The organism is Pseudomonas sp. No.21, assembly GCF_054558415.1.
The window spans coordinates 434,281-446,816 of the sequence record NZ_BAAJNO010000001.1; the positions used below are offsets into that span (position 1 = coordinate 434,281).

Genomic DNA, 12,536 nt, shown 5'->3' on the forward strand with positions numbered 1-12,536 from the left:
CCGGCAGCGCTAATTTTCCGCGCCTTCCATCCGTTTTCCATGGACGACCGAGCCTTGAACGCTCGTTGCCCACGTGCACGGAAGAAGACCGATGAATGCAGAAGACTCCCTGAAACTCGCGCGCCGCTTTATCGAGCTGCCCCTGGAGAAGCGCAGGATTTTCCTCGCCAGCCTGCGCCAGGAAGGCATCGATTTCTCGGTGTTCCCGATTCCGTCGGGGGTGGAGTCCGCTGAGCGCGACACGCTGTCCTATGCCCAGCAGCGCATGTGGTTCCTCTGGCACCTGGACCCGCAAAGCGGTGCCTACAACCTGCCGGCGGCCGTGCGCCTGACCGGGCCGCTGGACGAGGCCGCGCTGGAAGCCGCCTTCGCCAGCCTGGTGGCGCGCCACGAGACGCTGCGCACGGTCTTCCGGCCAACCGAGGATGACAGCCTGCGCCTGGTCGCCTTCGACGCCCCGCTGGTCATCGAGCGTGACGACCTCGGTGCGCTGCCCGGCGCCGAGCGCGAGGTGGAGGTCGCCCGGCAGGCGCAGGAGCAATCCCTGCGACCCTTCGACCTGGCCAATGGGCCGCTGCTGCGGGTGCGCCTGCTGCGGCTGGCGGAGCGTGAGCACGTCCTGCTGCTGACCCTGCACCACATCGTCTCCGATGGCTGGTCGATGGGCGTGCTGATCGAGGAATTCTGCCGGCTCTACGACGCTCACGAGCAGGGGCGGGAGCCCGAGCTGGCGCCGCTGCCGGTGCAGTACCGCGACTATGCGCTGTGGCAGCGGCAATGGCTGGAGGCGGGTGAGCAGGAGCGCCAGCTCGGCTACTGGCTCGCGCAACTGGGCGACGAGCACCCGGTGCTGGAGCTGCCCACCGACCATCCACGCCCGGCGCTGCCGAGCTACCAGGGGCTGCGCCATGAGCTGGCGCTGGAGCCGGCGCTGTCGGAGCAGCTGCGCGAGCTGGCCAGGCAGCACGGGGTGACCCTGTTCATGCTGCTGCTGGGCAGCTTCAACGTCCTGTTGCACCGTTACACCGGGCAGACCGACCTGCGCATCGGCGTGCCCATCGCCAACCGCAACCGCAGCGAGATCGAAGGGCTGATCGGCTTCTTCGTCAACACCCAGGTGCTGCGCACCCGCCTGGACGGCCGCACCTCCCTGGGGGATCTGCTGCGCGACATCAAGGAGACCGCCCTCGGCGCCCAGGCCCACCAGGACCTGCCTTTCGAGCGCCTGGTGGAGGCGCTGAAGCTGGAGCGCAGCCTCAGCTACAACCCGCTGTTCCAGGTCATGTACAACCACCAGCCCGAGGTGGCGGATGTCACCACCCTCAAGGTGGGGAGCGGACTGGAACTGGGCGTGATCGACTGGGAGAGCCGGACCACCCAGTTCGACCTGAGCCTGGACACCTTCGAGAAGGCGGGCCGCCTGCATGCCTCCTTCACCTACGCGAGCGACCTGTTCGACGCCGCCACCATCGAGCGCCTTGCGCAACATTGGGCCAACCTGCTGCACGGCATGGTGCGCAACCCGCAACAGCGCGTCGGCGAGCTGCCGTTGCTGGCCGAGCCCGAGTACCGCCAACTGGTGGAGGGCTGGGGGTGCCACGAGCAGGCCCAGCCCGTCACGCAATGCGTTCATGAACTGTTCGAGGTGCAGGCCGCCCGTGATCCGGAGGCGCTGGCGCTGGTCTGCGAAGGCCAGCGGCTGACCTACGGCCAGCTGAACAGCCGTGCCAACCGCCTGGCCCATGTGCTGGTGGAGCGGGGCGTAGGGCCCGAGGTGCTGGTCGGTGTCGCGGTGGAGCGCAGCCTGGAGCTGGTGGTCGCGATTCTTGCCGTGCTCAAGGCCGGCGGCGGCTATGTGCCGCTGGACCCGCAATACCCCAGAGAGCGCCTGGCCGCCATGATCGAGGACAGCGGCTGCCGGCTGCTGCTGACCCAGGCCGCACTGCGCGAGCGCCTGCCGATCCCCGATACGCTGCCGACCCTGTGCCTGGACCACCAAGACGCCGGGGCACAGGCCGCCGGCGACAACCTCCCGCCGCGTGCGAGCCTCGGCAACCTGGCCTACGTGATGTTCACCTCGGGCTCCACCGGCCGGCCCAAAGGCGTGGCCATCAGCCACGGCGCCCTGGCCGGGCATGCCCATGCGGCGGTGCACTACTACCGCCTGGAGCGCGGCGACGGCGTGCTGCAGTTCGCCACCTTCAACTTCGACGCCTTCGCCGAGCAGCTGTACGGGCCGCTGATCCACGGTGCATCGGTGGTCATGCGTGGCACCGAGGTGTGGGACAGCGAGACGCTGTACCGGCAGATCCTCGAACAGCGCATCGCCGTCATGGACCTGACCACCGCCTACTGGAACATGATGGCCAAGGCGTTCGCCGCAGCCGGGCCGCGCGACTACGGCGTGCTGCGCCAGGTGCACAGCGGCGGCGAAGCCATGCCGCCGGAAGGGGTGCAGGCCTGGCGCCAGGCCGGGCTCGAACAGGTACGGCTGCTCAACACCTACGGGCCGACCGAGGCGACCGTCACCGCCACCACCTTCGACTGCAGCGACTATGTCGAGGGCCGCCAGGCGCTGCCACGGGGCCTGCCGATCGGTCGCGCCTTGCCCGGGCGCAGCACCTACCTGCTGGATGGCAACGGCCAGCCGGTGCCCGTGGGGGTGGTGGGCGAGTTGATGATCGGCGGCGAGCTGCTCGCCCGGGGTTACTTCCAGCGCCCCGGCCTCACCGCCGAGCGCTTCATCCCCGACCCGTTCTCCACCACCGGTGGCCGTCTGTACCGCACCGGTGACCTGGCGCGCTTCAACGAGGCCGGCGTCATCGAGTACGTCGGCCGTGTCGACCACCAGGTGAAGATCCGTGGCTTCCGCATCGAGCTGGGCGAGATCGAGGCGCGCCTGCTGGAGCTGGACACCGTCGGCGATGCCACGGTGCAGGCCGTGCAGGGCGAATCGGCGCTGCAACTGGTGGCCTATGTCGTGGCGGCGGACAAGGCCCTGGCCCAGGCGCCTGGCGATGCCCAGCACGAGGTGCGCGAGGGCATCCGCGAGCAACTGCGCGGCAGCCTGCCGGACTACATGGTGCCGGCGCATATCCTGTTCCTCGATGCGCTGCCCCTGAGCCCCAACGGCAAGCTGGACCGCAAGGCCCTGCCGCTGCCGGATGCGAGCCAGCTGCAACAGGCCTACGTGGCACCGCGCAGCGAGCTGGAGCAGCGCATCGCCGGTCTCTGGCAGGACGTGCTCAAGCTGGAGCGGGTCGGCCTGACCGACAACTTCTTCGAGCTGGGCGGCGACTCGATCGTCTCCATCCAGCTGGTCAACCGGGCCCGCCAGGCCGGCATCGCGTTCACCTCGCGCGATCTGTTCCAGCACCAGACCGTCCAGGCCCTGGCCGCCGTGGCCCGCCTCGGCGAGGCCGGGCAGGGCATCGACCAGGGGCCGGTCACCGGCGAGCTGCCCTTGCTGCCGATCCAGCACGGGTTCTTCGACGAGGCCATCCCCGATCGGCACCACTGGAACCAGGCGCTGCTGCTGCGCCCGCTCGAGCCGCTGCAGGCCGCCGCGCTGGAGCAGGCGCTGCACGCCGTGGTCGTGCATCACGATGCGCTGCGCACGCGCTTCGAACAGCGCGGCGAGGCCTGGCGGGCGGAACTGGCCGGCCTCGCGGCCGGCCTGCCGACCCTGCTCTGGGTGCGTGACGACGTGGCGGAGGACGACCTGCAGGCGCTGTGCACCGATGCCCAGCGCAGCCTCGACCTGCGCGACGGGCCGCTGCTCCGCGCGGTGCTGGCCACCCTGCGGGACGGCACCCAGCGCCTGCTGCTCGCCGTGCACCACCTGGTGGTCGACGGCGTGTCCTGGCGCATCCTGCTGGAAGACCTGCAGCGGGCCTACCAGCAAAGTGCCCAGGGCGAGCGACCGTCCCTGCCGGCCAAGACCAGCGCCTACAAGAGCTGGGCCGAGCAGCTGCAGGGTTACGCCCGGAGCGAGACGGCCAGGCGCGAGCTGGGGTACTGGACCGCCCAGTTCGAGGGTGTGACCACCGAACTGCCGTGCCGCAACCCGGAAGGCGGCCTGCAAAGCCGCCACGCGCGGGTGGTGCGCAGCCGGCTGGACCGGGCGCGCACCCGGCAGCTGCTGCAGCAGGCCCCCGCGGCCTACCGCACCCAGGTCAACGACCTGCTGCTCACCGCCCTGGCCAGGGTCGTGGGCCAATGGGCGGGGCAGGCGCATGTCCTGATCCAGCTGGAAGGGCATGGCCGCGAAGACCTGTTCGACGGTATCGACCTCAGCCGCAGCGTCGGCTGGTTCACCAGCCTGTTCCCGGTACGCCTGAGCCCGGCTCCGGGCCTTGCGGACACCCTCAAGCGGGTCAAGGAGCAGCTGCGGGCGATCCCCAACAAGGGCATCGGCTTCGGCATCCTGCGTCACCTCGGGCAGGCGGCGGACCGCGAGGCGCTGGCACGGTTGCCGCAACCGCGCATCACCTTCAACTACCTGGGGCAATTCGACGGCAGCTTCGACAGCCGCGAGGGCGCGCTGCTGGTGCCCGCCGGCGAGCGTGCCGGGGCCGAACAGAGCGCGGATGCGCCCCTGGACAACTGGCTGGGCGTGGAAGGGCAGGTCTACGACGGCGAGCTCGAACTGCGCTGGACCTTCAGCCAGGACATGTTCGACGAAGCCGACATCCGCCAGCTGGCGGACGGCTACGGCCTGGAGCTGCAAGCCCTGGTCGAGCACTGCTGCCAGGCAGACGCAGCGGGCCTCACGCCCTCGGATGTTCCCCTGGCCGATCTGGACCAGGCCCAGCTGGACTCGCTCGGGCTGCCCGCCCAGGCGGTGGAAGACCTCTACCCGCTGTCGCCCATGCAGCAGGGCCTGCTGTTCCACAGCCTCTACGAGCAGGGGGATGGCACCTACATCAACCAGTTGAGCGTGGACGTCGACGGGCTGGACCCGCAGCGCTTCCGCGACGCCTGGCAGGCGGCGGTGGACAGCCACGACATCCTGCGCACGGCCTTCCTCTGGCAGGGCGATCTGCCCCATCCGCTGCAGGTGCTCCACCGCCAGGTGAGCCTGCCTTTCGTGGAGCTGGACTGGCGTGGCCGTCGCGATATCGACGTGGCGCTGGCGCGTTTCCTCGAAGAGGACCGGGCACGTGGCTTCGACCTGTCGCAACCGGGCCTGCTGCGCCTGGCGCTGATCCGCACGAGCGACGAGCGCCACCACCTGGTGTTCACCAACCATCACATCCTGCTGGACGGCTGGAGCAGCTCGCAGCTGCTCGGTGAAGTCCTGCAGCGCTACAGCGGAGAGGTGCCTGCGCCCGCCGTCGGCCGTTACCGTGACTACATCCGCTGGCTGCACCAGCAGGATGCGGTGCGTGACGAAGGCTTCTGGAAGCAGCAGGTCGCCGAGCTGCAGGAGCCCACCTTGCTTGCCCAGGCCAGTGTCCAGCCCCAGGACCTGCTGGAGGCTGGCGGCCACCGCCTGCTCGATGCCGCGCTGGACCCGCAGCGCACCCAGCGCCTGAACGCGTTCGCCCGCCAGCAGAAGGTCACGGTCAACACCCTGGTGCAGGCCGCCTGGCTGTTGCTGCTGCAGCGCCACACCGGCGCCGGGGTGGTGGCCTTCGGCACCACCGTGGCCGGGCGCCCGGCCGAGGTGGCAGGCATCGAGCAACAGATCGGACTGTTCATCAACACCCTGCCGGTGGTCGCCGGCTCCCGGCCGGACCAGCGCGTGGCCGACTGGCTGCAAGCGGTGCAGGAGAAGAACCTCGCGCTGCGGGAGTTCGAGCACACGCCGCTGGCCAGCATCCAGCGCTGGGCCGGGCAGGGCGGCGAGGCCCTGTTCGACAACATCCTGGTCTTCGAGAACTACCCGATCGCCGAAGCACTCCGCCAGGGCGGGACGCTCGGGGTGCGTTTCGGCGCGGTCGGCAACTTCGACCAGACCCACTACCCCCTGAGCGTCGGCGTGACCCTGGGAGAAACCCTGGCCCTGCACTGCAGCTATGCGCCCGCCCGTTTCTCCGAGGCGGCCGTCGCCCGCGTTGCCGGGCAACTGCTGCACCTGCTGCAGGAATTCTGCGTATCGGCCGAGCGCCGGCTGGGCGAAATCGCCCTGGTCACCCCTGAGCAACGGGCGCGGCTGCAGGAGCAGAACCTGCCGCAGCCCTATGCGGTCGAGACGCCGGTGCACCGGCGTTTCGCCGAACTCGCCGCAACGCAGGGGCAGCGCACCGCGGTGATCTTCGCCGGGCAGCGCTTCAGCTACGCCGAGGTGGAGGGCCGCGCCAACCAGTTGGCCCATGAGCTGGTGGCCCAGGGCATCGGGCCGGAAGTCCGGGTCGGCGTCGCGCTGCCCCGTGGCGATGGCCTGATCGTCGCCCTGCTGGCGGTGCTCAAGGCCGGGGGCGCCTACGTGCCGCTGGACAGCAGCTACCCGCGCGAGCGGCTGGCCTACCTGATGAAGGATTCCGGGCTCGCGTTGCTGCTGAGCGACTCGCAACTGCTGCCCGCGCTGCCCGTGGACGCCGACCTCAAGGTGCTGGAACTAGACCGCCTCGACCTCTCGCGGCAGCCGCGCCAGGCCCCGGCGGTGCAGGTCGACCCGCACAACCTCGCCTACGTGATCTACACCTCCGGCTCCACCGGCCAGCCCAAGGGCGTGTGCGTCGCCCATGGCCCGCTGAGCATGCACTGCCAGGCGATCGGCGAGCGTTACGAGATGAGCGCCGACGACTGCGAATTCCACTTCATGTCCTTCGCCTTCGACGGCGCGCACGAGCGCTGGCTCACCAGCCTGACCCACGGCGGCTCGCTGCTGATCCGCGATGACAGCCTCTGGACCCCGGAGCAGACCTACCGCGCGATGCAGGCCGAAGGCGTGACCGTGGCGGCGTTCCCGCCCGTGTACCTGCAGCAACTGGCCGAGCACGCCGAGCGCGAGGGCAACCCGCCCCGGGTGAGGATCTACTGCTTCGGCGGCGACGCGGTGCCCAGCGCCAGTTTCGAGCGGGTGAAGCGGGCGCTGGACCCCGACTTCATCATCAACGGCTATGGCCCGACCGAAACCGTGGTCACCCCGCTGATCTGGAAGGCCGGGCGGGACCAGTCATGCGGCGCGGCCTATGCCCCCATCGGCAGCCGCATCGGCGACCGCAGCACCTACGTGCTGGACGCCGACCTCAACCCCGTGCCCCAGGGCATGACCGGTGAGCTCTACCTGGGGGGCAGCGGCCTCGCGCGCGGCTACCTGAACCGCCCGGGCCTGACCGCCGAGCGCTTCGTCGCCGACCCCTTCGGCAGCGCGGGCGGCCTGCTCTATCGCACCGGCGACCGGGTGCGCCAGCGTGCCGATGGCACCTTCGACTACCTGGAACGCATCGACAACCAGGTGAAGATCCGCGGCTTCCGCATCGAGCTGGGCGAGATCGAGGCGCGCCTGCAGGCCCTGGAGGGCGTGCGCGAGGCGGTGGTGGTGGCCCAGGAAGGCGAAGCCGGCAGCGGCAAGCGCCTGGTGGGCTACGTCGTCGCCAGCGACGACGCGGCCGGCTTCGTCGAGGGCCTGCGCGAGCAGCTCAAGGCCAGCCTGCCGGCGCACATGGTGCCGTCCCACCTGATGCGCCTGGAGCGCCTGCCGCTGACGCCCAACGGCAAGCTCGACCGCAAGAACCTGCCCCGCCCGGACCTCAGCCAGCTGCAGCAGGCCTACGTGGCCCCGCAGAGCGAGCTGCAACGGCAGCTGGCGCGGATCTGGGAAGAGGTGCTCAAGCTGGAGCAGGTCGGCCTGAACGACAATTTCTTCGAGCTCGGCGGTGATTCGATCATCTCCATCCAGGTGGTCAGCCGTGCGCGCCAGCTGGGCATCCGCCTCACCCCGAAAGACCTGTTCCAGCACCCGACCATCCAGGCGCTCGCCGGCGTGGCGCGCCAGGGCGACGCGACCCTGGCCATCGACCAGGGGCCGGTGCGCGGCGAGTCGCCGCTGCTGCCGGTGCAGCGGATGTTCTTCGACAACGACATCCCCCAGCGCCATCACTGGAACCAGTCGGTGATGCTCAAGCCGACCCGCCCCCTGCAGCCGGAGGCGCTCGAGCAGGCCCTGCAACGCCTGGTGGAGCACCATGACGGGCTGCGCCTGTCCTTCAGCGAAACCGAGGCGGGCTGGACGGCCCGCTACCAGGAGCCACAGGCCCAGGGCGAAGCGCTGCTGCAACAGGCCCGGGTCGCCGACGCCCAGGCGCTGCATGAACTGGGCAACACCGTGCAGCGCAGCCTGAGCCTGCAACAGGGCCCCTTGCTGCGTGCACTCCTGGCCACCCTCGATGACGGCAGCCAGCGCCTGCTGCTGGTCATCCATCACCTGGTGGTGGACGGCGTGTCGTGGCGCATCCTGTTCGAAGACCTGCAGCTCGCCTATCGCCTCATCGAAGGTGGCCAGGCGGTCGCGCTGCCGGCCAAGACCAGCTCCACCAAGGACTGGGCCGAGCAGTTGCAGGCCCATGCCCGGAGCACCGCCATGCAGGCGGAACTGGGTTACTGGCAGGCGCAGCTGCAGGGCGCCTCCGTGTCCCTGCCGTGCGACCATCCGCAAGGGGGCCTGACCCACCGCAGCGCCGTGGCGGTCCGTCGCCGCCTGGATGCCGGGCTGACCCGCCGCCTGCTGCAGGAGGCCCCGGCGGCCTATCGCACCCAGGTCAACGACCTGCTGCTGACGGCGCTGGCCCGCACCATCGCCCGCTGGACCGGTGAAGCGAAGGTGCTGGTCCAGCTCGAAGGGCACGGACGTGAAGACCTGTTCGATGCCATCGACCTGACCCGTACCGTCGGTTGGTTCACCAGCGTGTTCCCGGCCCGGCTGAGCGCCGAGGGGAATCTCGGGGCCGCGCTCAAAGGCATCAAGGAACAGCTGCGGGCGATTCCCAACAAGGGCATCGGCTTCGGCGTGCTGGCCCACCTGGGAGAGCCCCAGGCCCGCGCCGTGCTGGGCCAATTGCCCGTGCCGCGCCTGACCTTCAACTACCTGGGGCAGTTCGACGGCAGCTTCGATGAGGCCGATGCGGCGCTGTTCGTGCCGACCGCGGAATCGGGAGGCGAGGAGGTCGACCTGGAGGGGCCGCTGGGCAACCAGCTGGCCCTGGACAGCCAGGTATTCGGCGGCGAGCTGGATCTCAGCTGGACCTTCAGCCGCGCGCTGTTCGAGGTCGCCACCATCGAGCGCCTGGCCGATGACTACCAGAACGAGCTGCGTGCGCTGATCGAGCATTGCTGCAGCGCCGCGAACCAGGGCGTGACCCCGTCCGACTTCCCCCTGGCCCGCCTGACCCAGGCCCAGCTCGATGCGCTGCCAGTGGCCGCTGCGGCCATCGACGACCTTTACCCGCTGTCACCGATGCAGCAGGGCATGCTGTTCCACTCGCTGTTCGAGCAGGCCCGCGGCAACTACGTCAACCAGACCCGCCTCGACATCGAGGGGCTGGACCCCACGCGCTTCCGCGCGGCCTGGCAGGCGGTGCTGGACCGTCACGACATCCTGCGCACCGGGTTCTTCTGGCAGGGCGATCTCGAACAGCCGGTGCAACTGGTCTACCGCCAGCTCGACATCCCCTTCAGCCTGCTGGACTGGCGTGACCAGGCCAGCCTGGAGGCGGCGCTCGATGCGCTGGCCGAGGAAGAACGCGCCCGTGGCTTCGAGCTGGAACAGGCGCCGCTGATGCGCCTGGTCCTGGTGCGCACCGGCGACGATCGCCACCACCTGATCTACACCAACCATCACATCCTCATGGACGGCTGGAGCAGCGCCCAGCTGTTCGCCGAGGTGCTGCAGCACTACGGCCAGGGCACGCTGCCTTCGGTCCCGGGCCGCTACGGCGACTACATCGCCTGGCTGCAGCGCCAGGACGCGGCCGCTGCAGAAGTCTTCTGGAGCCGCCAACTGAGCGTGCTGGACGAGCCCGTGCGCCTGGCCTCGGTCTTCCCGAGGCCGGATGCCCACGACGCGACGGTCGCCCATGGCCTGCATGGCATCCAGCTGGATGCCGGGCAGACCCGCCAGCTCGGCGCGTTTGCGCGGGCCGCCAAGGTCACCGTCAACACCCTGGTACAGGCCGCCTGGCTGCTGCTTCTGCAGCGCCATACCGGCAAGTCGGGCGTGGTCTTCGGCGCCACCGTCGCCGGCCGCCCGGCGGACCTGCCCGGCAGCGAGCAGCAGATCGGCCTGTTCATCAACACCCTGCCGGTGGTCGCCAGCCCGCGCGGCGAACAGCGGCTGGTCGACTGGCTGCAGGCGCTGCAGGCCCAGAACCTGGCGCTGCGCGAGTTCGAGCACACCCCGCTGTTCGATATCCAGCGCTGGGCCGGGCAGGGTGGCGAAGCCCTGTTCGACAACATCCTGGTGTTCGAGAACTACCCGATCGCCGAGGCCCTGGAGCAGAGCGCTGCCCATGGGGTGCGTTTCGGCGCCGTGGACAGTCAGGAGCAGACCAATTACCCGCTGACCCTGATGGTCAGCCTCGGCGAATGCCTCTCGGTGCAGTTCAGCTACCAGCGCGAAGCCTTCGCCCATGACGCCATCGAGCAACTGGGTCGCCACCTGGGCCGCCTGCTGCAGCAGATGCCCGACGCCGCCGAGCAGCCGTTGGGCGAGCTGAGGCTGCTGGATGCGGCCGAGCACGAGCGTGTGGTCAGCGTGTGGAATGCCACCGCCGCCGACTACCCGCAGGCGCCCTGCATGCACCAGCTGTTCGAGGCCCGGGCCCGTGCCACGCCTGACGCCATCGCCCTGCGCTTTGATGGGCAGGCACTGAGCTACGGCCAGCTCAACCGCCAGGCCAACCACCTCGCGCACCGGCTCATCGGGCTCGGCGTGGTGCCGGACCAGCTCGTCGGTATCGCCCTGGAGCGTGGCGTCGAGATGGTGATCGGCTTGCTGGCCATCCTCAAGGCCGGCGGCGCCTACGTGCCGCTCGACCCGCAATATCCCCAGGACCGCCTCGCGCACATGGTGGAGGACAGCGGCCTGCAACTGCTGCTGACCCAGCCGGCCCTGGCCGGGCAGTTCGCCCTGCCGGCTGGCGTGCGCACGTTGCTGGTGGAGCCGGCGGCCAGCCTGGAGGAAAGCCCGGTCGACCCGCAGGTCGCGGTCGGCGGCGAGCACCTGTGCTACGCCATCTACACCTCCGGCTCCACCGGCAAGCCCAAGGGCGTGATGGTGCGCCACCAGGCCCTGGTCAATTTCGTCGCCAGCATGGTGCGGGAGCCCGGCATCGAGGCGGCCGATCGGGTGCTGTCGCTGACCACCTTCTCCTTCGACATCTTCGGGCTGGAGCTCTATGGCCCGCTGTTCCAGGGCGCCTGCGTGGTGCTGGCGGACCGGCACGGCGCCCATGACCCGGAGCGCCTGCTGCAACTCATCGAGCAGCAGCGGGTCAGCGTCATCCAGGCCACGCCGTCCACCTGGCGCATGCTGCTGGACCACCCCCGCGCCGCGATCCTGGCCGGGCGCACCTTCCTCTGCGGCGGCGAGGCCCTGGCCGATGACCTGGCCCAGCGCATGCTGGCCCTGGGCGCTGCCGTGTGGAACCTCTATGGCCCCACCGAGACCACCATCTGGTCGGCGGTCCACCGGCTGACCCCGGAGCAGCCGCACCCCTGGCTGGGGCGGCCGATCGCCAACACCTCGCTGTTCATTCTCGACGGTGATTTCGCACCGAACCCGGCGGGGGTGATCGGCGAGCTGTACATCGGTGGCGATGGCCTGGCCCGTGGCTACCACGACCGCCCGGCGCTGACCGCCGAACGCTTCCTGCCGGACCCGTTCGGCAACGGCACCCGCCTGTACCGCACCGGGGACCTGGCCAGGCACCGGGCCGACGGCGTGATCGAGTACCTCGGCCGCGTCGACCACCAGGTGAAGATCCGTGGCTTCCGCATCGAGCTGGGCGAGATCGAGGCGCAACTGCTCGCCCACCCGCTGATCCGCGAGGCGGCGGTCGTCGCCCAGGAAGGCCCCCTGGGCAGCCAGCTAGTGGCCTACCTGGTGCCCCACGAGGCTCTGGAGGTGGCCGAGCTGCGCAGCCAGCTCAAGGCGGCCCTGGCGTCGACGCTGCCCGACTACATGATCCCCGCCCAGTGGCTGGTGCTCGAACGCTTCCCCCTCACGCCCAACGGCAAGCTCGACCGCAAGAGCCTGCCCAGGCCGGATGGCAACCAGCTGCTGCGTGCCTACGTGGCGCCCGAGGGCGAGCTGGAGCGGCGCGTGGCCGATATCTGGCGGGACGTGCTCAAGCTGGAGCGCGTCGGCCGCGACGACAACTTCTTCGAACTCGGTGGGCATTCACTGTTGGCGACCCAAGCGACCGCACGGCTCCAGATGGAGCAGGGGGCTGCCGTGCCCCTCGACCTGCTTTTCAGAACCTCATCCCTGTCCGACTACGCGCAGCAGCTGGCGGAACACCTGACGCCTCACTCCAGCGACGACCTGAATGAGATGCACGACTTTCTCGCTGACCTGGAGGCCCTCTGAC

1 protein-coding gene is annotated in these 12,536 nt (G+C 69.9%); it reads left to right on the plus strand.

Translation table 11 applies throughout. The features are described 5' to 3' along the window. The first annotated feature begins 91 nt into the window (after positions 1-91). Positions 92-12,535, plus strand: coding sequence for a non-ribosomal peptide synthase/polyketide synthase (locus tag ACYJSS_RS01965; RefSeq protein ID WP_236205944.1), 12,444 nt, complete (start codon positions 92-94; stop codon positions 12,533-12,535). Position 12,536 lies beyond the last annotated feature (1 nt).

Bases quoted from the DNA above. Each gene is read 5' to 3' on its own strand.
- ACYJSS_RS01965 (WP_236205944.1), top strand. From the start codon at position 92: ATGAATGCAGAAGACTCCCTGAAACTCGCGCGCCGCTTTATCGAGCTG.